We start from the raw sequence: 21227 nt of genomic DNA on the forward strand, positions 1-21227 counted from the left end.
AAGCTGGTCGGCGAGACCACCGACGGCATCGCCCCCGGTCCGGTGGAGGCCGCCGACGCCGTGGGCGCCCGGCTCTGGCAGCGCAACCGGATCGCCGTGCTGCCGCAGATCATGCCGGGCTTCGTCTCCTACGGCCTCTACGTCTTCGAGCTCAACATCCGTGCCTCGGCCGCGATCGGCATCGTCGGCGTCGGCGGCATCGGCTCGGAGTTGAACCTGCAGATGAACCGCTTCGCCTGGGAGAACGTCGCCGCGCTGATGTACGCGCTGGTGGCGGTGGTGCTGCTGGTCGACCTGCTCTCGCTGTGGATCCGGAGGAGGCTGCTGTGACCGTGCGGAACACCCGCGACGCCGTGAACGGGCCGGACGGGGCCTCGCGCCCGCCGAGGACCGGGACCTCCGGGGCCGCCGACGACTCCGCGGCCCCGGGCCCGCGCTGGACCCCCGACGCCCTGGACCGCCGACCGGTGAAGCCCTCCAGGCTGGGGCACCACCTGGGCCTGATCGCCGTCGGCATCCTCTTCATCGCCGCCTTCGCCGGGACCGGCATGGACTTGGGGGCGCTGCTGGAGATGCCGGGCCACATCGTCGAGTACGGCCGGCTGATGACCCAGGGCGTCTTCCAGATCCCCGACGCCGAGGTGCGCGGCTGGTGGGCCGGCTCCTTCGAGGCGATGGTCGAGTCGGTGGCCATCGCCTGGATCGGGACGATGTTCGGCGCGCTGTTCTCGCTGCCCTGCGGCTTCCTGGCCGCCCGGAACATGAGCCCGCTGCCGGTCTACATCCCGATGCGCTTCGTGCTGGCCTTCCTGCGCGCGATCCCGGAGATCGTGCTGGCCATCGCGATCATGATCCCGCTGTTCGGCGTGGGGTCGCGCGGCGGTGCGCTGGCCGGGGCCTTCGCGCTCGGGCTGGGAGCGATCGGCACGCTGTCGAAGCTGATCTCCGAGGCGGTGGAGTCCGTCGACGAGGGGCCGCTGGAGTCGGCGCGCGCGGCCGGGGCGAACCAGGCGCAGATGATCCGCTGGGCGGTGCTGCCGCAGGTGATGCCCGACGTCGTCGCGATCTGGCTCTACCGCTTCGAGGTCAACATCCGCGCCTCGGCGATCCTCGGCACGCTCGGCGCCGGCGGCATCGGCTCGCTGCTGAGCACCGTCTTCGACGTCCGAGCCTGGGATCGCATCGGCATCGCGCTGGTGGTGATCGTGGTGGTGACCATCGCCGTGGACCAGGTCTCCTCGTTCATCCGCCACCGGGTCATCCACGGGGCGCCGTCGCCGCCGGCGGGGAGAGCCGCCCGTCGCGCATGGTCGCCACCGCGTCGGTGAAGGGCACGAACTCGGTGTCATGGGTGACCATGATCGTAGCGACACGATGCTCCCGAGTCAGTCGAGCGAGCAGCCGCACGATGTCCGCGGACCGCTCATGGTCCAGAGCTGCGGTGGGTTCGTCGATCAGCAGGACTGACGGGGAACCCATCAGCGCCCGTGCGATGTTCACCCGCTGGCGTTGCCCGCCCGAGAGCTCATGGGGGCGCCTCTGTCCGACTTCCGTCAGCCCGACCTCGTCGAGGAGCTCGTCGGCGCGACGCCCGGCGGCTCGTCGGGAACCGTCGCGCAGATCCTCGGCGATGACCAGCTGCTCCCGTGCTGTGAGGGCCGGCAGCAGATTCGGCTGCTGGAAGATCATGCCGATCGAATCACGGCGGAGGCGGTCGAGGCGTCGACCGTCCAGTCCGGAGGTCTCGGTTCCCGAGATGCGCACTGTGCCGGCGCTCGGGCGCATCAGTGTGCCTGCGACGGCCAGCAGGCTGGACTTGCCGGAACCGGAGGGACCCACCAGGGAGAGCATCTGCCCCGGATGCACGGCGAGATCCACCGCGTCCAGCGCGAGGAGCACTCCGTCGGCACCGTCGGGATAACGCAGAGTGAGGTTCTCGAGGGCCAGGGCAGGTTCGGCGTGAGCGGTCTGAAGGGTGGTCATGGAGGCTCCTGTCGGGGTGGTGAGGGCGGAGGGGCTCGGAAACGGTCTCAGCTGCCGCCGAGGGCGAGCATGGGATCGACTCGGGTGACGCGCCGGACTGCCAGGGCCGCGGCGACCAGACCGACCCCCACGACGCCGCCTGCCGGGGCGACGGTGGTGAGCGCCGAGAGGGTGAACGGCGCCGCCTCTCGAGCGAGGAGGCCGCTGACGAGTCCGACTGCTCCGCCCAGGGCGGCACCTGCGAGCAGAACCAGCAGCGCCTGGGCGAGGGCGTCGCGGAGGACGTAGCGGGTGGAGGCGCCGAGGGCCTTGAGCACGGCGATGTCGCGGGTGCGCTGGACGGTCCACACAGTGAGGAAGGCGGCGATCACCAGCCCGGAGATCAGATACAGCATCGCCTGCATCATGGTCAGCGAGCCGTTCTCCGATGAGTAGGACGGGAGAGCGGAGTAACTCGCCGACGGGGACATGCTCTCCGTGTCGGCCGCGGCGTCCGCGGAATCTGCGTCGATCTCCGCGCCGGAGCCTCCTGAGGCGGCGAGCACCGTGGCGAAGCTGTCGGGGTCGCCGCGGGCGGCGATGTCCTGCCAGCTCCCGAGACTGGTCCACACCACCGGAGTGTGGCTGTACCACTGGTCGGGCACGACGGCGGCGACGGTCAGCTGTTCGGCGCCGACGGCGACTGTGGCGCCTGCGTCGGCATCGAGCTGCTCGGCGACGTCGGCGGAGAGGACGATCTCCTCGTCGTCCGGGGCGCCCGACGGGACGTCCGCGGGGGCGGCGGAGCTGTCGGGGCCGACGCCGAAGACGGCCACGGACGCGGCGCCGTCGGCCGCTGCGTCGCCGGTCTCGATCTGCGCCTGGGAGATGCCCAGCGCGTCGGCCCGGTCCACGCCGTCGGTCCCGCTCCACACCTCCTGCTGCTCCGCGGTCACCGTGGACTCCGCATAGGAGGGATCGTCCTGCACTGCGCCGAAGACGATCAGATCCGCCGGCAGCTCCTCCAGCGCAGAGGTGTTCTGTCGCGCCAGCCCGGAGGTGAGTCCGGAGAGCATCACTAGCAGCAGGGTGATCAGTGCGACCACGGAACCCATCAGGGCGAAACGCCCACGGGCGAAGCGGATCTCACGCAGGGCCAGGTACATCGGTCATCACATCCTCGAGAGTGGGTCGGTCGCCCTCGGCGACCGGTACCTGTCCACCGTCCCGCGGGTTCGACGGCGGCACATCGGCCCTCGGAGGTGCTCTGCGCAGCCATGCGGTGGAGTGCGGAATCAACCATTCGGTGGATCCGGGACCGCGGGCGGACGACTACCGTGAGAGCATGATGACGTCCGGGGAGGATCGCCGTGCCGAGTCCGGCGACGTGATCCTGCGTGCGCTGCGGCTGGGGCTGCACATCAGCGTCGCGGCCATGCTCCTGGGTGGGGGTCGGGCGCGTCGTCGACGGCGAGGCCGACCTGGTGCACCGCAGCGTGGTGATGCCGGTCGCGGCGGTCTTCGCCGTCGTCTATCTGGGCGGGACCCTGGTGGAGAAGCGTGCCGCCGAGGGGGCCGTCCGGGCGCCGGGCAGAGGACTCGCGCTGATCTGGCTGGCGACGGTGACTCTCCTCTGGGCGGTGCTGCTGTGTCTGGCCTCGGATTTCGCGTGGCTGGCGTTCCCGCTCTTCTTCCTCCATCTCCATCTGCTCCGGCCCGCGGTCGGGGTCCCCGTGATCGCGGTGCTCACCGCCTCCGTGGCGGTCGTCCTCTGGCATCAGCCCGGTGGTGCGCATGCGGCCACTGTGGTGGGCCCGGCGACGGGGGCGGTGTTCGCCGTGCTGATGGCTCAGGCGTACCGGGTCCTGCACCGGGAGAACCGCGCACTGCGCGAGACCCTGGAGGACCTGCGACGCACGCGCGAGCAGCTGGCTGACTCGCAGCGGACCGCCGGGGCGCTCGCCGAACGGGAGCGTCTGGCGCGTGAGATCCACGACACCCTCGCCCAAGGGCTCTCCAGCATCGTGCTGGTGAGCCGCGCCGCGTCGTCCAGCTTGGAGTCCGGGGCCGTCGAGGATGCCCAGGACCAGGTGAGCACGGTGCGCCGGACCGCCGGAGAGAACCTGCAGGAGGCCCGACGGTTCGTCGCCGCGCTGCAGACCGGGCAGCAGCGGGAGCCGGCGATGCTCGACGAGCTGCGCGGCACGTGCCGTCAGATCGAGGCGCAGGCCGCGGCGAGCGGCGCCGAGCTGCGGTGCAGACTGCATGTGGAGGGGGAGCCGCGGCCGGTCTCCGGCGGACAGGCTCTCGTGGTTCTGCGGGTCGTGCAGGCCAGCCTGGCCAATGTGCTCGCCCATGCGCGGGCCGGCGAAACCGTCGTCACGCTGACCTTCGTGGAGGACGAGCTGCTGGTGGACGTCGTCGACGACGGCATCGGCTTCGACGCCGACCGGGCCGCGGCCGACGGCGCGGCGCGGAACGACGGCACCGGATACGGAATGCGATCTCTGCGGGAGCGGGTCGTCGCCCAGGGCGGGACTTTCGCCGTGGAATCGGCCCCCGGCGAGGGGACGACGGTCACGGCGCGCCTCCCGTCGACTCCGGTCCCGGCGGAGAAGGTCTCGTGACCGGGGCGGCAGGGTCCGACGCGGTGTCGGCCTCGGCGGAGCAGCGGCTGCGCATCGTGCTGGTGGATGACCACCCCGTGGTCCGGGCCGGGCTGCGGGCGATGCTCGCCGAGGACGCGGGCATCCGGGTCGTCGGCGAGGCGGGCGACGGCCAGGACGCGATCGAGCGCGTCGCACGGTCCGCGGCCCACGGGGAGCCGGCGGATCTGGTCCTGATGGACCTGCAGCTGGGGGCGGGGATGGACGGCGTCGAGGCGACGCGGCGCCTGCGTGAGCGGTGCCCGGATCTGCCGGTGCTGATCCTGACCACCTATGACACAGAAGCCGACATCCTGGCGGCGGTGGACGCGGGCGCCAGCGGGTACATGCTCAAGGACGCCGCGCCGACGGACATCCACCGGGCGATCCGCGACGCCGCCGCCGGCCGCACTGCGGTGGCGCCGGAGGTCGCGGCGCGGCTCATGGGACGGATGCGGACCGGGGCGACTTCGTTGAGCACCCGGGAAGTGGAACTGATCGAGCTGCTCGCCGCGGGGATGTCCAACAAGGAGATCGCCCGCCGGCTGTTCATCAGCGTCGCGACGGTCAAGACGCACCTGGTGCATATGTACCGGAAGCTCGGCGCGGAGAACAGGACGGCGGCGGTGGCCGAGGCGAGAGCGCGCGGGATCATCCGGAGCGCATAGGGCCGCGGCCCGGACGGCGCCGTCCGGCAGGGGAGGGGCAGATCACCTGGATGCGGGTCGTCCCGTCCGTCCTGCCCAGGTCCTGGACGGCGGGCCGTTCACCGTGCGAGGTAGACGGTGTTCGACGACTCCCCGCCGGTCAGCGGGTTGTCGAAGGTGACCACCTGAGCGCGCACCGTGTCGAAGGTCTGGTCCAGCACGCCCACGAAGCTCTCCTCGGGCGGATCGTCCGACCAGAGCGCGAAGACTCCGCCGGGCGCGAGCAGGCGTTTCAACCGAACCAGGCCCTCGGTGCTGTAGAAGCTCGCATGGCTGGGGTCCAGCACGTGCTGGGGAGAGTGGTCGATGTCGAGCAGCACCGCGTCCACGCCGCGCTCCGGGGCCTCGGGGCCGAAGCCGGCCTCGCCGCGGACCATGGCGAAGAAGTCGCCCTGCACCAGCCGCGTCCGCGGATCGGCGGCCAGTCCGGCGACGTCGGGCAGCAGCTCGCGCTCGTGCCACTCGATCACCTCGGCGAAGGCCTCCACGACGGTCAGACGCCGCACACGGGAGTCCTCGAGGGCGGTGCGGGCGGTGTAGCCCAGGCCGAGGCCGCCGACGACGACGTCGAGCCCGTCGCCGTCGTGCGCCTCGCCGTCGTGCGCGGCGAGCCCCAGCCGGGCGAGCTCGACCTCCGCGACGGTGAACAGGCTCGACATCAGGTACTCGTCGCCGAGCTTCACCTCGTGGACGTCGACCTTCAGGGATGGCTCGAGGCGGCGCCGCAGGCTGAGTTCGCCCATCGGCGTCTCGTGCCAGGCGAGCTCCTGGAATCGCAGGCTCACTCGGAGGTCCTCCTCCATCGGGGGCGTGGGCGGGCGGGGTTCATCCTACGCGCCGGCGTCGAGCGGTCCCGACCGCCCTGTCCCTCATCGAGTGGGCGATGTGTCGAGGTTTCGGCGCGGAATCGGCGGCAGAACCTCGACACATCGCCCACTCGATGATCGGGGAGGGTTCGCCGGTAGGATGGCGGGATGAGCATCGTCGGACAGAACCTGATGGAGCCGGAGCCCACGCTGCTGCCGGCCGAGCCCGAGGTCACCGAGTCGCTGGCCGCCGGCCAGGAGCCGGAGGATCTGGCCGCCGCCCACCCGGAGTCGTCGCTGGTCTGGGCGCTGCTGGCCGAGGACGCGCTGTCGCAGGGCCACCGCGTGGAGGGCTACGCCTACGCCCGCGTGGGCTACCACCGTGGGCTCGACGCGCTGCGCGGCTCCGGCTGGCGCGGCTCGGGCCCGGTCCCGTGGTCGCATGAGCCCAACCGCGGCTTCCTGCGGGCGCTGGCGGCCCTCGGCCAGGCCGCCGCGGCGATCGGGGAGACCGAGGAGGTCCACCGGATCGAGTCCTTCCTCGACGCCTGCGACTCCAGCGCCGCGGAGGAGATCGCCCGCCTGCAGAGCTGAGGCGCCGGGCCGGCGGCGTCGATTCTCTACACTGGGTCCGGTCGTCGGCGACGTGCACGTCAGCGACGTGGACATCGCACCCGCTCCGGCGGTGAACAGAGGAGATCAGACGCCAGTGGCCAAGCTCTACTTCCGCTACGGAGCGATGAACTCCGGCAAGTCCACCGGTCTGCTGCAGGCCGCGTTCAACTATGAGGAGCGCGGTCAGCGCGTGCTGCTGGCCAAGCCCCACCTGGACACCAAGGGCGCCGACGAGATCGTCTCCCGCCTCGGGGTCACCCGCGGCGTGGACTTCCTCATCCCGTCCGACGCCGGGCTGCGCGGACTCTTCGCCCGCCATGCCCACGCCGACGCCGAGGGTTCGCTCTTCGACGCCGAGGACGCCGTCCGGCTGGCCCGGGACGTCCCGCCGGTCGCCTGCCTGCTCGTCGACGAGGCGCAGTTCCTCACCGAGGAGCAGGTCGACGACCTGCTGCGCATCGCCGTCGTCGACGACGTCCCGGTGCTGGCCTACGGCATCCGCACCGACTTCCGGACCCGCTCCTTCCCCGGATCGGCCCGGCTGATGGACATCGCCCACGCGCTGGAGGAGCTGAAGACGATCTGCCGCTGCGGCCGCAAGGCGGTCTTCAACGCGCGGCTGGTGGGCGAGCGGGTGGTCTTCGACGGCGACCAGGTCGCCATCGACGGCGAGGACGTACGCTACGAGTCGCTCTGCGCCGACTGCTACCTGCATGTGTCGGGCGGGCGGCTGGGCTGACCCCGGCCGCTGCACTCCGGCGCCTGCGCCCTCTGCTCTGCGCCGCCGAGGCCCCCGTGCCGCCTGGCCGCTCCAGGAGCGCCCTCGGCCTCCCGGAGCCGATGGACACGGAGCGGCGTCCGTGCGAGATTCGGTCGATGACACCGACACAGCTCTTCGAGAAAGTCCCCGGCGAGTTCTGGAACGGCTGGGACCCCGCCGTCCACACCGTCGTCATGGTCCTGGTGGGCTACTTCGCCCTGACCGTGATGATCCGGATCTCCGGGCCGCGCACCATGGCCCAGATGACCCCGTTGGACTTCGTCATCGCCGTCACCATCGGCTCCACCTTCGGCGGGGCGGTGATCAGCGCGAACGTCCCGGTCGTCCAGGCGGTCCTCGCTCTGGCGATGCTGATGCTGATCCAGTGGCTGCTCGCCTGGGTCCGTCGGCGCTCGCCGCGGCTGCGGCGCATCGTCGACGCGCCGCCGGTGCTGGTGTACTACCAGGGTGAGTTCCAGCCCCGCGCCATGCGGCGCCACCAGCTGGTGGAGGATGACATCCACACCGCCGCCCGCAAGGCCGGAGGCGGTTCGCTGGCCGACATCAGCGCCGTCATCCTGCAGCAGGACGGGGGAACTGGGAGTCATCCGCGAGGAGCGGCTCGACGACGCTTCGAGCATCCATCCCTTCGTGCAGCGACTGACATGAGCACCTCGTCCGCGGCTCAGGCGGCCCCTGAGCGGACGGGGCGGTGCTCGGCGTAGCCTCGAAGAATGGACCTCTCATTCTTCTGGCAAGGCTGGTATCCGATCACGCATACCGCGATCATCCTGATCGCGGGGTACCTGACACTGGTGCTCATCCTGCGGATCTCCGGACCGCGGACGATGACGTCCATGACGCCGATCGACATCGTCGTCGCGGTCACCATGGGCTCGGCCTTCGGCCGCAGCATCACCGCCTCGGAGGTGCCGCTCTCGCAGGTGGTCTTCGCCCTGGTGCTGCTGGTGCTGATGCAGTGGCTCTTCGCCTGGGTGCGGCGACGCTCGTCCCGCGCCCGGCGTCTGCTGGACGCCCCGCCGGTGCTGCTCTACTACCGCGGGCAGTTCCAGCGCGGTGCCATGCGCAGCCACCAGGTGGTCGACGACGACATCTACACCGCCGCACGGCGTTCGGGCCGCGGCGACCTGGCCGACGTCGCCGCGGTGATCCTGCAGCAGGACGGCTCGCTCGGCGTCGTGGCCACCGGAGCGGCCGGCGACGAGACCACCTTCATGCCGTACGTGGGCAAGAAGGACCTGCACCGCAACAGCGGATGACCGGGCGGTCCCGGCGTGGATCCGCGCGACGTCGACGCCGCCGTCGTCATGCCCGGTTGGTAGACTCTCCCGGGCGTCGCCGGTGCCGTGGCGGCGCCGACGACGACTGCCCGCGCGCTCTGCGCGGCGCACCTGAAGGAGCGACATGCCAGCCATTGTGATCGTCGGTGCCCAGTGGGGCGACGAGGGGAAGGGCAAGGCGACCGACCTGCTCGGTTCGCGTGTGGACTACGTGGTCAAGCCCAACGGGGGCAACAACGCCGGCCACACCGTCGTCGTCGGCGGCGAGAAGTTCGAGCTGAAGCTGCTGCCCGCCGGCATCCTCTCGCCGAATGCCACGCCGGTGATCGGCAACGGCGTGGTGGTCAGCCTCGATGCGCTGTTCCATGAGATCGACGGCCTGGAGGCCCGCGGCGCGGACACCTCGCGACTGCGGATCTCGGCCAACGCGCATCTGGTCGCCCCGTATCACCAGACGATGGACAAGGTCACCGAGCGCTTCCTGGGCAAGCGCGCCATCGGCACCACCGGCCGCGGCATCGGACCGGCCTACATGGACAAGGTCGGCCGGCTCGGCATCCGGGTGCAGGACATCTTCGACGAGTCGATCCTGCGGCAGAAGATCGAGGGCGCGCTGCGGCAGAAGAACGAGCTGCTGGTGAAGCTCTACAACCGGCGTGCGGTCGCCGTCGACGAGATCGCCGAGTACTTCCTGTCCTTCGCCGAGCGGCTGCGGCCGATGGTGGTCGACTCCACCCTGCTGCTCAACGACGCGCTGGACCGCGGCGACGTCGTGCTGATGGAGGGCGGCCAGGCCACCTACCTCGACGTCGACCACGGCACCTACCCCTTCGTGACCTCGTCGAATCCGACGGCGGGCGGCGCCTCGGTGGGCGCGGGCATCGGGCCGACGCGGATCAATCGGTCGATCGGCATCGTGAAGGCCTACACCACCCGGGTCGGCGCCGGGCCGTTCCCCACGGAGCTCTTCGACGAGTGGGGCGAGTTCCTGCAGGAGACCGGCGGCGAGTTCGGCGTGAACACCGGACGGCCGCGCCGCTGCGGCTGGTACGACGCGGTGATGGCCCGCCACGCCGCGCGGATCAACGGGTTCACCGACTACTTCCTGACCAAGCTCGACGTGCTCACCGGCATCGAGCGGATCCCGGTGTGCGTGGCCTACGACGTCGACGGCGTCCGGCATGACGAGATGCCGATGACCCAGACCGAGTTCCACCACGCGAAGCCGATCGTCGAGCACTTCCCCGGATGGACCGAGGACATCTCGGATGCGCGAACTCTGGATGACCTTCCGGAGAACGCTCGGAACTATGTGCTGGCCCTGGAGCGGATGTCGGGCACGCGGATCTCCGGGATCGGCGTCGGTCCGGGGCGCGATGAAGTCGTCACGGTGCACGACCTGATCGACTGATCGCTCCTAGATCCCCAGGCTGACCTGGGGTGATGATGACACGATATGACGTGCGGCGCGAGGCGGGGCTGAAGCCCGGCTTCGCGCCGCACGTCGTCTCGGGGAGTCGCTGAGTCTGAACGCGAGCTTGAAGAACTCTGGTGCAGCCCTGTGGCACGTGATGGATGCGTGACACGAGTCACGCCATTTCAAATGTGAAATACCTGAGCGTATGGCCCGTGGGGGACGGACCGAGAGCTTTCGGTCCTCCCAGACGCCGAGGGTCTGCGCGAGGGAGAATCGCTCACACAGGGAGGGGAGCTTCCATGAGGGAGCCGAAGACCGCCCGTGAGCCAGGGGCGACGCCCGACAAGCCGCAGAGCGGCCTGTTGAAGCGCTGCATCGCCTTCGCCTCGACGGCGATCCTGGCCACAGGGCTGACCATCAGCGGGGCCGGACCGGCCCACGCTGCGCCGACTGACGACTCGGAGGGGCTCGGCAAGTTCCTCGGCGGGCAGGCGGCAGGAATCGACCTCGACGACGTCGCCGAAATCTCCGGCGCATATGCCGAGAACCCGAGCGGAGAGAACCCGGTCGTCACCAACCCGCTGGGCGCCGAGGTGCTCAACGCGCTGGACGTGGACCTCGGCGACTCGCTGCAGCTGCTGGGCGACAACGGGCTGATCCAGCTCGGGGCCGTCAACCAGTACGGCGAGGCGCAGGACGGAGGCGACGCGCGCGCCGCCTCCGGCGCCGTCAGCGACCAGGGCGCGATCTCCGTCGGGGGCTCCGAGCAGTTCCCGTCCGACGCCAGCATCACCCTGACGCCGCTGCTGTCCGGGCTCGGAGCTGACGGTCTCGTCAGCGACCTGAGCCTGGAGCTGGGCGCCGTCTCCTCGAGCATCGAGCAGATCGAGGGCGGCGAGCCGACGTCGAACTACGACGTCGCCGGCGCGACGCTGAACTTCGAGAGCCCGGCAGTCGGCGGGGTCTACGACGAGCTGCTGACGACCGTCGACGGCGTGCAGGGCACGCTGGACGGGCTGAGCGGCTCGATCTCCGACGCGCTGGACGCGTCAATCAACCTCGGCATCGCAGGTGTGGAGACCAACGTGGACTTCACTCCGCCGGACCTGACGCAGACGCTGCCGGACAGCGTCGTCGGTGAGAGCAGCGGCGTGACCGTGGACCTGACCAGCGGTGCGGTGACCGTCGACCTGGAGAGTCTCCTGGCGGCGAACCCGGACCTGCCGAACCTGAACGAGATGCCGGCGAACTCCGAGCTGCTCAGCGGCCCGGTCGTCGCGGCCGTCTCCGACGGGATCACCCAGGCCATCACCGACGCCGTCACCGAGGTCGTCCAGAACCTGCGGGACACGGTCTCGGCGACGGATCTCGCGGTGACGACCACGATCGATGCGACGATCGCCGGCAGCGTCACGGTGACTCTGGACGGCACGCTGGGCGAGGTGCTCGAGGGCAGCAACCCGGACCTCGTCACCGTGGACAGCACGGGCGCCATCCGCACCATCCTGAGCGCTCTGGGGCTGGACAGCGTCGACGAGCTGGGCACGCTGGTGCTCAACACCGTCGGCGGCCTGCTCGGCGACTCGCTGACGTTCCTCACCGATGACTTGGAGAGCACCGTCGATGGCATCACCTGCAACCTCTCCGAGGACGTCGTCGGACCGGTGCTGGACATCGTGAACCAGGTCGTGACCGTCCTGGTCAACGTCCAGCCGGAGACCGGCGACCTGGGCGAGGGCTCCTCCACGGTGCGCGCCGTGCAGGTGTCGCTGCTGCCGAGCCAGCCGCTGGCCACGGTCGACCTGGCCTCCTCGACCGTGCGTGGCACGCTCGTCGCGCCGGTCAGCCCGGAGATCACGGTGGACCCGTCGGAGGTGCCTGCTGGTGACGCGACCACGGTGGACGGCACCGGATTCACCCCGGACAGCACGGCGACGCTGCAGCTGCAGGACGCCGAGGGCAATCCGGTGGGCGACCCGATCGAGGACGTGGCCACCGATGCTGACGGCATGCTCACCTCGACGGACCTGACGGTTCCCGAGGGCACCACCCCGGGTGACTACACGATCGTCGCTACCGACGACACCTCCTCTCAGACGGCTGAGGCTGCTCTGACGGTCACCGGGGCTGACTCGGCGATCGATCCGGCAGTGACGGTGGACCCGACTGAGGTGCCGGCTGGTGACTCGACCACGGTCGAGGGCACGGGCTACACCCCGGACAACACCGCCACGGTTCAGCTTGAGGATGCCGACGGCAACCCGGTGGGCGAGTCCATCACCGTCGACACCGACGGTGAGGGCAACTTCACTGAGGAGCTGCCGGTGCCGGAGGGCACGGAGCCGGGTGACTACACGGTCGTCGTCACCGACGACGAGACCGGTGAGTCGGCTCAGACGCCGCTGACGGTGACTGACGGTTCCGGCACGGAGACCGACGGCACGGAGACCGACGGCACGGAGACCGACGGCACGGAGACCGACGGCACGGAGACCGACGGCACGGAGACCGACGGCACCGAGACCGACAGTTCGGATGAGGACGCGACGGACGAGCCGTCCGTCACGGTCAACCCGGACACGGCGGCTCCCGGTGACGACGTCACCGTCGGCGGTGAGAACTTCGACCCGGACACCACGGTGACGGTCGAGATCACCGACGAGAACGGCGACATCGTCGACACCATCGAGGGCGTCGAGGTCGAGGAGGACGGCAGCTTCACCGAGGAGTGGACGGTGCCCGAGGGCACTGACCCGGGTGAGCTGACCGTCACCGCCACGGATGACCAGGACCCGAGCGTCTCCGAGTCCGCCACCCTCACGGTGACGGAGTCGAGCGGTCTGGGCACTGACAGTGACGGCACCGTCGATCCGGGCGCCGGCTCTGACGGCGGCTCAGACGATGGTCTGGCCGTCACCGGTCCGACCGGAGCTATCGGCCTCGGCCTGATGGCGCTGCTCTTCCTGGTGGTGGGCGTCGGCATCGTCGGCTACGCCAAGGAACGGCGCATGAGCTGACCATATGGTGAGCTGAATCGATGACCGCTGGCGACGTCATCTCCCGGTAGGGTGATGGCGTCGCCAGCGGTCGTCTCAAGAGACGGTCCCTGCCAGATTCCCCATCGATCAAGGCCTCCCAGAGACTATGAACCTGCACGCACCTGATGACCGAGCGGCGGCGCCGCCTGCAGCGGGACCTGAATCCGGTTCCCGAGCCCCGCGCATCGCCCGCGTGGTCATGTGGCCGCTTCTCGCCGTCGTCCTGGCCCATACGCTGATCATCGGTCTCTGGGTGGCGCCCAGCACCGCCTTCCGCGACGCCGTCGGCTACGACCGGGTTCGTGAATACGTCCATCCCTGGTTCCAGCAGGGATGGTCCCTCTTCGCACCGACTCCCAAGCGCGGCGACATGGTGTTCGAGGCCCGTGCCTTCGTCGTCGACTCCGAGACCGGGGAGGGCGAGCCTACCGAGTGAGCCCGCGTCACAGATATCGAGAATGCCCTCGTCCAGGGTGACCCGGCGCCTCCGCGCACCAGGAAGGTCTCCCGCCGGACGGCGAGCTATCTCCACAGTGCTCGCAGCGATCTGAGCAGCGAGCAGCGTGACCTGCTGACGGCGAACTTCTTCGAGACCCCGATCGACGAGCTGCGCACCATGCTCGAGGAGGAAGGAGGCGGCGAATCCGGCGCCGTCGACCGCTACATGCGGGCTGATGCGACCGCCACGCTCATCGCGACCGCCTACTCCGACGTCACCTGGGGCGACCAGGGAGAGATCGTCCGCGTGCAGTATCGGACCGGAAGCCGTCGCGTCCCGCCCTATCAGCTCGATCAGGACGAGACTCTGGAGGACCAGGACATCACCTACCGCGACTACGGTTGGCGGCACCATCAGGAGCTGACCGATCAGCAGCTCGAGCTCTTCGCTCAGTACGCGACCACGGAGGTGGACTGAGATGGACCTGCTGCGTCTCCATGTCCTGGCCCCGGTCCTCTCCTGGATCCGTGCCCTGGAGCACTGGATGCTGAGCGAGCGTCGCGCACTGAGGGGACTCGCCGCGACCCGCGTCCTGGTCGGCATCGGAGCGCTGGGGATCCTGCTGAGCAGCTTCCCGGCGCGCCACGTCGTCTGGGGCCCCGGTTCGTTCTGGGTCGAACCTATGCGGGAGACCGGCGACTTCGACGTTCTGACCGGACTCTTCGCGACAGACTCGCCGCTGGTCTTCACTTTGGAGTACCTCGCCCTGATCGCTGTCGCCGTGGCCTTCGTGCTGGGCTGGCGCACGCGGGTGATGAACGTGCTGCTGGTGCTGGGGATGACCGGTCTGGTCGAGCGCGCCCCGACTGATCGGGAATCAGGGTGACAACATCATGCGCATCGGCCTGACCCTGCTGATCTTCATGAGCATCTCCGAGCACTGGTCCCTCGATGCGCGCCGTCGGGCGCGCGGCCGGAGAATCGAACGAACCGGGGGCCGGCTGTCCGTGCTCCGGCGCCTGCACTATGGTCTGCCGGTGCTCCCGCGGTGGTGGACCGCCGCAATTCACAACAGCGCACTCATCGCCCTGGCCTGCCAGATCTTCATCCTCTACACCGCCTCGGCGCTGTACAAGGTCCAGGGAGATCTCTGGCAGTCCGGGACCGGACTCTACTATCCGCTGAGCCTGCCCGAATTCAGCGTCCTCCCGGCCGTCAACGAGCTGGTCACGGCCGATCCATACCTGCTGACCGTGATGACCTACTTCTCGGTCTTCGTCCAGCTCTTCTTCGCCGTGGGGCTGCTGCACCCGGTCACCCGCCGGCTCTTCCTGCTCGGGGTCATCGCCCTGCACGGCGGCATCGCGGTGCTGATGGGGCTCCCGTGGTTCTCCCTGGCGATGCTGGCCTACGACGCGATCTTCGTGACCGATCGCAGCTGGCGGGCCGTCGAACGTGCCGTTCGGGGCGGCGTCCGCCGGGTCAGGAGACGCAGCCCGTCGGCCGCCTCCGACGACGATGAGGACCTTTCTCCGCCGCTCGACGGACGGCCGGAGGGCCAGCCACTCCGTCGCCGAGAGACCATCGCGGAGCGACGCGCGGGACAGCCGGCCCGCTGACTCTCGGCTGGTCGACGTCGGTCTCTGCGGGCCTCAGGCGCAGCTGGGCACCAGCCCGAGGGTGACGGTGAAGTCCGCCGTCTGCGACGGCTCCGAGGTCCACTGGCCCGGACCGAGCGTGCGGATGGTGATCGAGTACCGCGTGGAGACGTCCAGCAGGTCCTCGAGCACCTCGAGCAGGCCCGCGCTCAGCGAGACCTGCGTCGTCTCCGGGCCATAGGTCTCCGAGCTGATCAGGCCTTCGGGGGAGAGGACGCCGCGACGGCGGATCTCGACGGCGTAGCCCTCCGGGGCCGGTCCGCTCGTCGGCGGGGTCCAGACGATGCGCGGCCGCTGCAGCACGCGCGGACGGCACTCCACCGGGGAGGGCGGATTCATCGTCGCGGCGGTCAGCGTGTCGGCCCGGGCGTGGGCGCCGGTCGTCCACTGGGCGGCGGTGGCCTCCACCGGCGGTCGGACCGTCGTCGGCTCCGTCGGCGGCTGCGGTGCGCCGACCGTCGTCAGCATCACCAGCGCCCCGGCCACGGCGACGCCGACTCGCAGGCGTCGCAGACGGGGCCGTGCTCCGCGGTGCTGCGTCATATCCGCCTCCTGTCGCCGGCCTCGTCCGTCGCGGCCCGTCGTGTCCGCACCATCATCAGCAGTCGCCCGAGCCCGAGGGACAGCATCCCGGCGGCGGCGACGACCAGCAGCGGGGCACCAGTGGTGGCCAGCCGGCCGTCGTCGGGAGCCGGCGTGGGGGAGGGGGCGTCGTCCGGGGCGACGGAGAGGGACTCGCCCTCGCCCGCCACGTGGACCCGCAGCCGCGAGGTCAGGCTCGGGGCAGTGTCTCCGGCGCCTTCGGGCAGCGAGACCTGCAAGCGCAGCCAGCGCTGCTCCTCGGCAGCGTGCTCGGCGAGACGTCGCCGGTCCTCGCCGTCGGGGGAGAGCGTCGTCCCCTCCAGCAGCGTCCGCCGGCCGCTCGTGCAGGAGGTCGCCTCGGCGGCCGCCGAACGTACCGGCTCGACGACGCGCGGCGTGCCGCCCCACGGTTCGTCGCAGGACTCAACGACGACGTGCAGGGGCACCTGACCGCTGAGGCTCAGCCCGGTGCGCACGGCCCCCGGAGACGGCGCCTCGGCCGAGATGCCGAGCTCCCACACGGCGGCGTCCCCCGGGGCCAGCTGCTGCGCGGCGTTCGGCGGCAGCACCGAGACCAGCTCGAGATGCTCGCCGGTGATGATCTCGACCCCGGCGTCAGCGCGGTTCGACGGCGCGATCGCCGCCTCGGCGGGCTCGGCCGCCGTCGCCGGCGTCATGAGGCCGAGGACGCCGATCATCACGACGACCGCCTGGGGGCGGCATGCCGTGGGCGGGCGAGCTGGACGGTGGAGCGCGGCGGCGCGCCGACGTCGTGCTGCTGGTCTCCATCGCTCTCGTCGTCGTCCGGACCGTCGGAGTCGTCCGGGCGCCGGGGCCAGAAGGCCCATCCGACCAGCAGCGCCGCGCCGACCGTCACCGTCCCCATCACCCACGGATCGGAGAGCCGGTGGATCGGCTCGGCCATCCCCGGCGCGGACCAGAGCACCTGACGCACCTCGGTGACGGTGTAGGGCTCCGGATCCTCCGCGGCGTTGGCGTCGCCCTGCATGGTGATGATCCGCTCCTGGGGCTCCTCACCGTCGTCCACCGAGGTCACACGGTGGGTCACCGGCAGCCGGCCGGCGCGGTCGACGGTCACCACGTCGCCGACGGCGACCTCGGACGCCGGGATCTCCTGCACCAGGGATGCCGCGCCCTGCGGAATGGCAGGTTCCATCGACCCGGTGCGGAAGAGGATCAGCGAGAGCCCGAAGGCGTGGGCGCAGATCACCAGCACCATCGCGGTCAGCCCGGCCAGAGCCGCGCCCCAGAGCAGCAGCTCGACCATCAGCCGGCGAAGCCGGCGCAGGGAAGTCCGCATGGAGGGCCTCATCCGCCTGAGGTGGTGCCGACGACGTGCCAGACCGGTGTCGCTGACTCGCCCTGGACCTCGTTCGGGGCCTCGGCCGAGAGCGTCAGTTCCAGACAGTAGTTCACCGCCGAGCCGCTGTCGGCCTCCACTGACTGCGCGGTCTGCGCATCGGCACTCACCGCAGTGCCGCGGGTGACGACCTCGGTGCCGGAGGAGAAGGACGCGGCGTCGCAGGCGGTGCCCGAGACGGTCCGCACGGCGTAGGTCAGCGCATCGGGCAGTGCGCCGACGTTGCCGTCGTCGCCCTGGACCTGCAGCTCGCCGCCGGCCGAGCCGGCAGCGGTGCGCACGCTGAAGAAGGCGTAGCTCTGCGCGCCGGGAATCAGCGCGTCGGCGGCGGAGAAGCTCACCGCATGCGGTGAGTCCGTCGTCGACGTCGAGTACGAGGACCCGTCGGTCGATCCCTCCAGAGTGAAGTGCCCGGCGGTGACGGTGCCGCCGAGGTGCTCGGAGTCATTCCAGGCCGCCAGAGTCGTCGACGCTCCCACGCCGAGCACCAGCCCACCGGCCAGCAGCGCCCGGACCTTCGTCGAAGCACGGCGGCGTGAGCGCGGAGTCTCATGCCGGGCGCGCGCCGCCCGGCCGATCACGAATTGTCGACCGAGGTCGCGAGGACCTCCCAGGTGACCTCGGTGGTGTCACCCTGGGCGAACTCCTCTTCGGCCGCGGTGACGGCGAAGCAGAGCTGCACCGGCGTTCCCGCCGCGTCCTCGCCGGCGGTGAGGTCGATGGTCGAGGTGCTGCCGGAGCCGGTGTTCAGGTCCGCGCCGGAGGCCACCGAGGTGCCGGTGGCCGCGCCGGCGGCGTCGCAGGAGTCCGGATCCGCGGTGACCTCGTAGGAGAGGTTCGCGGTGTTCGTGCCGCTGGATTCGGTGATGCCGATGCCGTCGGCGGCCTCGATGGTGCCGTCCACAGTGGTGTCGGCGTCCAGCCGGACCCAGAACGGGGTGTGGACCGTCTGCCCCGGGGTCATGTTGTCCGCGGAGAAGTCCAGCGTCGCCGCCGCATCGGCGGAGGCGTGGTCGGTGTAGGAGGTGCCGTCCGTGGAGCCCTCGAGGTTGAAGGCCGCGGAGCCGAAGATGCCGTCGGCGAACTCCGAGTCGTTCCAGGAGGCCAGCGTCACCGCGGCGCCGACGCCGAGGACCAGGCCTCCGGCGAGCACCGCTTGGACGCGGCGGCGGGCGGTGGTCTTTCCGGACGCAGAAGCGGCGTCGGTCATGAGAGATCCCCTCGTCACTCGATGGAAGCCCGGCGGATCGTCCGCGGGCAGTCGCCGGACGTCGACCAGCGCATGATTCCGACGCGCCGCAGGCTCGACATCCTGCTCATCGCAATCTAGTCGTCAGCATCATACCCGGCAAGAGTCGGCGGAGTCGGCGGAGCAGGAGTAATCGGGCGATGCGGGCTCGTTCGGGGTGCGGCGGGATGAGACGTCTCTCGTGGTCGAACGCGCTCGCCGGGACCCGTCGTTCAGTCCTGGCAGGCGGCTCGGACGGCCCGGGCATCCGCCGCCAGATTCTGCGGAAGTCCCGATGACGGCACTCCGAGGCCTGTCAGCACGTTGAGCATCAGCACCTCAGTCGTGGCGCGGGCCAGGACGGCGAGCTGGGCGGGAGAGTGCGACTCGTCTCCGTGGGTGAGCGAGTTGCGGGCTCGGGCCGCCTGTTCGGCCCAGTCGGCGACGGGTGAGTTCGACGTGCCGTCCGCGATGATGACGCGGTCGGCCAGATGCCGCAGCTTCATGCGCAGCGTGGTGTCCTTCCTCCGCCGCGGGGAATCGTCGACCGAGCTGGCGAAGAACGCCTCGGCCGCTGCGACGAGGGCCAACAGGTGCATCTGCGGGGTGCGGTGGGGCGTGTGGAGCTCGTCCAGCAGCAGGTCCAGCGCCGTACGGTGCTCCTGACGCATCCGCTGCCACGCCGGAAGCACGTCGGCGAGCGGTGTGCGCTCACTCTGCGACGAGGCGGGCCGCGTGTCGAGGTCCGCGACGCCGTCGCCCGGAGCCACCTGCCGCCAGCACCACTCGACCGGTCCGGCGTGATGAGCGGGCCCGTCGGCGACCGGGTCGGCCAGTACCCAGAGCGGCGTCGGAGGAGTCTGCGTCATGAGGGAGGCCAGCTCCTGCACCGCGCACAGCTGCATCCGTGCCTCGGCCAGTGTGATGCCGTCGACGGCAGTGACGGTGGCGCGCACCTGGGTGACGGGTCTCCCGTCGACGTCGACGGCGACCACCGGCTCGGTCACGATCTCGATCCGGCGCCGGTGCGGGGCCAGACCGTCTCCGGCCGGCCCGATCCTCGGTTCTGGTCCCTGCGTCGTCCGCTCCTCAGCGCCCGCGGCCGCGTCGTCGACCGTGAGCTGCGCAGCGTCGCGGCCCCAGCCGTGGGGCCCGGACGGTTGGCGTGCCATCCAGACGGCGAGCTCAGGGATGACCGCAGAGGCGCTGTGGACCCGGAGCGTCTCCGGGGTGCCCGCGCCGATGCCCAGCAGGACCTCTCGAGCGACGACCTCACGCGTGGGCGGATCGGAGCGGTCGGTCCACGTTCCGGAGGAGCCGCGCATCGTGCAGCCCAACAGGGTGACCGGCCGGGAGCGGGCGACGCCGACCAATGTCTCGTCGCGGCAGTCGGGCGGCGGTGCGGGGGTCTCCTCGGAGGAGAACGGCCGGGAGAGGACGACGAGCCGGCCGCCGTCGGATCCGTCGACGGTCAGCGCCCCATGCCACCGGCGGTCGGGAGCAGCAGGGCGCCACCAGACGCCGCTGAGGTGTTCAGCCTGCTGCTTCATCTCCGCCCCTTCGTCGGCGCGGTCGACGCCGACCCGTGGGCCTGATGGGCCAGCATCGATCTCTTCTCACATCATCCTCCGAAATCTTCTTCCAGGCAACGATGCGGAGCCTATGGAATGTGCGTCGAAACGTCGTGAATCGATGCATTCACGAGCGACGTTTCGCGTTCTCTGTCGTTCAGTGTGTCGGCACGAAGTTCCGCTCCATAAAGGGATATCGAGATGGCCTGGGGGTGCCCTCCGGGGGACATGAGCTGCTGTCCGGACAGAAGTGTCCGGAGTGTCAGGGGTAAATTATTGATTGATCTATAAACATTCGGCCGCGGTCAATGTCTTCGCATGATGCCTGGAGAAAGCGTCGTCTTCATCCGCTGAGAAAGCTGGTCTTGTCGTGGGGTCGAATCGAGGCCTATTCTGATGCTGATCACAGTGCAGCCACGGGGCATCCGTGGCGACGCAGCGCACTGGACCATCGCACTCCAGAACGGGGCATCCGAACTGGGTCCCTCCGCCGGTCCATCCACGGTCGGCGGACCACACCTGTTCGGATGAGAGGACCAGTGCAATGCGTACTGCATGGAGAAATCATGCACTCCCAGCCGCCGTCATCGTCGGGATGGCCGGAGTGACGTTGACCGCTTCCGCCGCCCTGGGGGTCAGCACGGTCTCGTCGCAGCCTCAGGGCGCGGCCACGACGCAATGCCAGGAGGCAGGCTTCGACTGGGGCGTCAAGCTCGACACCGGCGCCGCGGGCACCTACACCTACCCCGGCGACGGGCCCTGGGAGCCGACCGACGCGGATCTGATGCTCACCGTGACCCTGGACGAGGGCGAAGGAGACGACTCCGAGGACGTCGGAGTCTTCACCTTCACCAGTGCCCCGGACACGGCCGGGATCCTGGTCAAAGCCGGCCCCGGCACCACTGTGCACTCCGGAGGAGCCTCAGGGTCGATCGACGTCGGAGCACCGCCGGCGATCAGCAATATCGTCTTCTGCTATGACGCTCCTCCTTCGGAGACCCCCTCCGAGACCCCCTCCGAGACCCCCTCCGAGACCCCCTCCGAGACCCCCTCCGAGACCCCCGTCGACGACCCCGTCGAGACCCCGTCGACGACCCCGTCGACGACCCCGTCGACG

General features: G+C 70.3%; 21 protein-coding genes and 2 pseudogenes. 14 read left to right on the top strand and 9 right to left on the bottom strand.

Going from position 1 to position 21227, the window contains the following annotated elements; all coding sequences use genetic code 11:
• Together GU5_RS0109415 and phnE are read left to right on the top strand one after the other, a co-directional pair.
• Positions 1–330: ABC transporter permease (locus tag GU5_RS0109415; RefSeq protein WP_010525331.1), on the top strand; the 330-nt coding region annotated here is incomplete at its 5' end.
• Positions 327–1328: a phosphonate ABC transporter, permease protein PhnE gene (gene phnE, locus GU5_RS0109420; RefSeq protein WP_010525332.1), complete on the top strand. Its 1002-nt coding sequence runs from the start codon at positions 327–329 to the stop codon at positions 1326–1328. The genes GU5_RS0109415 and phnE, both read left to right, overlap by 4 nt.
• Here phnE and GU5_RS0109425 read toward each other — a convergent pair.
• Together GU5_RS0109425 and GU5_RS0109430 are read right to left on the bottom strand one after the other, a co-directional pair.
• On the bottom strand, positions 1258–1983 hold the full coding sequence (locus GU5_RS0109425) for an ABC transporter ATP-binding protein (protein WP_033228114.1): 726 nt from the start codon (positions 1981–1983) through the stop codon (positions 1258–1260). The genes phnE and GU5_RS0109425 overlap by 71 nt on opposite strands.
• Positions 1984–2030: 47 nt before the next feature.
• On the bottom strand, positions 2031–3128 hold the full coding sequence (locus GU5_RS0109430; RefSeq protein ID WP_010525334.1) for an ABC transporter permease: 1098 nt from the start codon (positions 3126–3128) through the stop codon (positions 2031–2033).
• Between the two features lie 279 nt (positions 3129–3407).
• On the opposite strand from GU5_RS0109430, the gene GU5_RS15980 reads away from it, so the two are divergent.
• Positions 3408–4589 (top strand): sensor histidine kinase, encoded by a 1182-nt coding sequence (locus GU5_RS15980; protein WP_010525335.1) that lies wholly within the window; start codon positions 3408–3410, stop codon positions 4587–4589.
• Entirely contained in the window at positions 4586–5275 is a 690-nt protein-coding gene (locus GU5_RS0109440; protein WP_010525336.1) for a response regulator transcription factor, read from the top strand. Before GU5_RS15980 ends, GU5_RS0109440 begins: the two co-directional genes overlap by 4 nt.
• Positions 5276–5373: 98 nt before the next feature.
• On the opposite strand, the gene GU5_RS0109445 is transcribed toward GU5_RS0109440, so the two are convergent.
• A complete protein-coding gene (locus tag GU5_RS0109445) occupies positions 5374–6117 on the bottom strand; it encodes a hypothetical protein (protein WP_010525337.1) in 744 nt (247 codons plus the stop codon).
• A gap of 171 nt (positions 6118–6288) precedes the next feature.
• Here GU5_RS0109445 and GU5_RS0109450 point away from each other — a divergent pair, with 171 nt between their 5' ends.
• The 9 genes and pseudogenes from GU5_RS0109450 to GU5_RS15080 all read left to right on the top strand — a co-directional run bounded on the left by GU5_RS0109450 (position 6289) and on the right by GU5_RS15080 (position 15309).
• Positions 6289–6714 carry a DUF3151 domain-containing protein gene (locus GU5_RS0109450; protein WP_010525338.1) on the top strand — a complete coding sequence of 142 codons (426 nt, stop codon included), beginning with the start codon at positions 6289–6291 and terminating at the stop codon, positions 6712–6714.
• A 115-nt stretch (positions 6715–6829) separates the two neighbouring features.
• On the top strand, positions 6830–7474 hold the full coding sequence (locus GU5_RS0109455) for a thymidine kinase (RefSeq protein ID WP_010525339.1): 645 nt from the start codon (positions 6830–6832) through the stop codon (positions 7472–7474).
• A gap of 137 nt (positions 7475–7611) precedes the next feature.
• Complete coding sequence (locus GU5_RS15985) at positions 7612–8220, top strand: DUF421 domain-containing protein (RefSeq protein ID WP_202797594.1); 609 nt, start codon at positions 7612–7614, stop codon at positions 8218–8220.
• Between the two features lie 9 nt (positions 8221–8229).
• Entirely contained in the window at positions 8230–8775 is a 546-nt protein-coding gene (locus GU5_RS0109465) for a DUF421 domain-containing protein (RefSeq protein ID WP_010525341.1), read from the top strand.
• A gap of 145 nt (positions 8776–8920) precedes the next feature.
• A complete protein-coding gene (locus GU5_RS0109470) occupies positions 8921–10207 on the top strand; it encodes an adenylosuccinate synthase (protein WP_010525342.1) in 1287 nt (428 codons plus the stop codon).
• A 305-nt stretch (positions 10208–10512) separates the two neighbouring features.
• Complete coding sequence (locus GU5_RS0109475) at positions 10513–13230, top strand: choice-of-anchor G family protein (RefSeq protein ID WP_158217725.1); 2718 nt, start codon at positions 10513–10515, stop codon at positions 13228–13230.
• Between the two features lie 220 nt (positions 13231–13450).
• Positions 13451–14167 (top strand): annotated as a pseudogene (locus tag GU5_RS17655) (DUF5819 family protein).
• Position 14168: 1 nt separating this feature from the next.
• Positions 14169–14576 (top strand): hypothetical protein, encoded by a 408-nt coding sequence (locus GU5_RS0109490; RefSeq protein ID WP_010525346.1) that lies wholly within the window; start codon positions 14169–14171, stop codon positions 14574–14576.
• 7 nt (positions 14577–14583) lie between these two features.
• Positions 14584–15309 carry an HTTM domain-containing protein gene (locus tag GU5_RS15080; protein WP_010525347.1) on the top strand — a complete coding sequence of 242 codons (726 nt, stop codon included), beginning with the start codon at positions 14584–14586 and terminating at the stop codon, positions 15307–15309.
• Positions 15310–15342: 33 nt separating this feature from the next.
• On the opposite strand, the gene GU5_RS0109500 is transcribed toward GU5_RS15080, so the two are convergent.
• The 6 genes from GU5_RS0109500 to GU5_RS0109530 form a co-directional block, all read right to left on the bottom strand.
• Complete coding sequence (locus GU5_RS0109500) at positions 15343–15891, bottom strand: hypothetical protein (RefSeq protein WP_010525348.1); 549 nt, start codon at positions 15889–15891, stop codon at positions 15343–15345.
• Positions 15888–16631 (bottom strand): hypothetical protein, encoded by a 744-nt coding sequence (locus GU5_RS0109505; protein ID WP_139084409.1) that lies wholly within the window; start codon positions 16629–16631, stop codon positions 15888–15890. The genes GU5_RS0109500 and GU5_RS0109505 overlap by 4 nt, the downstream gene beginning before the upstream one ends.
• The gene (locus GU5_RS15085) at positions 16628–17251 is read right to left on the bottom strand and encodes a S26 family signal peptidase (RefSeq protein ID WP_010525350.1); all 624 of its coding nucleotides are present in this window, start codon (positions 17249–17251) and stop codon (positions 16628–16630) included. The genes GU5_RS0109505 and GU5_RS15085 overlap by 4 nt, the downstream gene beginning before the upstream one ends.
• Before the next feature lie 8 nt (positions 17252–17259).
• The gene (locus GU5_RS15090; RefSeq protein ID WP_010525351.1) at positions 17260–17892 is read right to left on the bottom strand and encodes a SipW-dependent-type signal peptide-containing protein; all 633 of its coding nucleotides are present in this window, start codon (positions 17890–17892) and stop codon (positions 17260–17262) included.
• Positions 17889–18521 (bottom strand): SipW-dependent-type signal peptide-containing protein, encoded by a 633-nt coding sequence (locus GU5_RS0109520; RefSeq protein ID WP_010525352.1) that lies wholly within the window; start codon positions 18519–18521, stop codon positions 17889–17891. Before GU5_RS0109520 ends, GU5_RS15090 begins: the two co-directional genes overlap by 4 nt.
• Before the next feature lie 251 nt (positions 18522–18772).
• The gene (locus GU5_RS0109530) at positions 18773–20089 is read right to left on the bottom strand and encodes a HEPN domain-containing protein (RefSeq protein WP_010525353.1); all 1317 of its coding nucleotides are present in this window, start codon (positions 20087–20089) and stop codon (positions 18773–18775) included.
• Positions 20090–20720: 631 nt separating this feature from the next.
• Between GU5_RS0109530 and GU5_RS0109535 the strand changes: the two are divergent.
• A pseudogene (locus GU5_RS0109535) lies at positions 20721–21227 on the top strand (hypothetical protein); the annotation flags it as partial.

Origin of the sequence: Nesterenkonia sp. F, from assembly GCF_000220985.1 — a bacterium.
Taxonomy (GTDB): Bacteria; Actinomycetota; Actinomycetes; order Actinomycetales; family Micrococcaceae; genus Nesterenkonia.

Excerpts from the sequence above, each read along its gene's own strand:
- GU5_RS0109425 (WP_033228114.1), bottom strand. The coding sequence starts at position 1,983 with ATGACCACCCTTCAGACCGCTCACGCCGAACCTGCCCTGGCCCTCGAG.
- GU5_RS0109430 (WP_010525334.1), bottom strand. The coding sequence starts at position 3,128 with ATGTACCTGGCCCTGCGTGAGATCCGCTTCGCCCGTGGGCGTTTCGCC.
- GU5_RS0109445 (WP_010525337.1), bottom strand. The coding sequence starts at position 6,117 with ATGGAGGAGGACCTCCGAGTGAGCCTGCGATTCCAGGAGCTCGCCTGG.
- GU5_RS0109450 (WP_010525338.1), top strand. The coding sequence starts at position 6,289 with ATGAGCATCGTCGGACAGAACCTGATGGAGCCGGAGCCCACGCTGCTG.
- GU5_RS15985 (WP_202797594.1), top strand. The coding sequence starts at position 7,612 with ATGACACCGACACAGCTCTTCGAGAAAGTCCCCGGCGAGTTCTGGAAC.
- GU5_RS0109465 (WP_010525341.1), top strand. The coding sequence starts at position 8,230 with ATGGACCTCTCATTCTTCTGGCAAGGCTGGTATCCGATCACGCATACC.
- GU5_RS0109470 (WP_010525342.1), top strand. The coding sequence starts at position 8,921 with ATGCCAGCCATTGTGATCGTCGGTGCCCAGTGGGGCGACGAGGGGAAG.
- GU5_RS0109475 (WP_158217725.1), top strand. The coding sequence starts at position 10,513 with ATGAGGGAGCCGAAGACCGCCCGTGAGCCAGGGGCGACGCCCGACAAG.
- GU5_RS0109490 (WP_010525346.1), top strand. The coding sequence starts at position 14,169 with ATGGACCTGCTGCGTCTCCATGTCCTGGCCCCGGTCCTCTCCTGGATC.
- GU5_RS15080 (WP_010525347.1), top strand. The coding sequence starts at position 14,584 with ATGCGCATCGGCCTGACCCTGCTGATCTTCATGAGCATCTCCGAGCAC.
- GU5_RS0109500 (WP_010525348.1), bottom strand. The coding sequence starts at position 15,891 with ATGACGCAGCACCGCGGAGCACGGCCCCGTCTGCGACGCCTGCGAGTC.
- GU5_RS15085 (WP_010525350.1), bottom strand. The coding sequence starts at position 17,251 with ATGCGGACTTCCCTGCGCCGGCTTCGCCGGCTGATGGTCGAGCTGCTG.
- GU5_RS0109520 (WP_010525352.1), bottom strand. The coding sequence starts at position 18,521 with ATGACCGACGCCGCTTCTGCGTCCGGAAAGACCACCGCCCGCCGCCGC.
- GU5_RS0109530 (WP_010525353.1), bottom strand. The coding sequence starts at position 20,089 with ATGAAGCAGCAGGCTGAACACCTCAGCGGCGTCTGGTGGCGCCCTGCT.